This is a genomic window from Halioglobus sp. HI00S01, assembly GCF_001635445.1.
Taxonomy (GTDB): domain Bacteria; phylum Pseudomonadota; class Gammaproteobacteria; order Pseudomonadales; family Halieaceae; genus Halioglobus; species Halioglobus japonicus.
Genome location: NZ_LWEE01000014.1, coordinates 1 through 219, shown reverse-complemented (window position 1 = coordinate 219; position 219 = coordinate 1). Strand labels below are relative to the sequence as shown.

The 219-nt window shown below is 51.1% G+C and carries 1 protein-coding gene; it reads right to left on the bottom strand.

The features are described 5' to 3' along the window. Positions 1-219, bottom strand: a 219-nt coding sequence (locus A3709_RS03005; RefSeq protein WP_156507548.1) for a prolyl oligopeptidase family serine peptidase, incomplete at both ends; no start/stop codon positions are given.

Below are 219 nucleotides of genomic sequence, written 5' to 3'. Positions count from 1 at the left end.
TTTACCCTGATGGCCCGCGCCCATATTAATCTTCATGATCAGCTCGTTATCATCGGTTTTGAGACCGCGCATTTTAGCGGTCCACTTGGCGGGTTCCCAGTAGGTTACACGGGGGTCATTCAAACCACCGGTTACCATCATCGCCGGATAGTCCATGGCCTCAATATTGTCGTACGGACTGTAGGACTGAATGAGTTCAAAGGCCGCCTTGGACTCAAT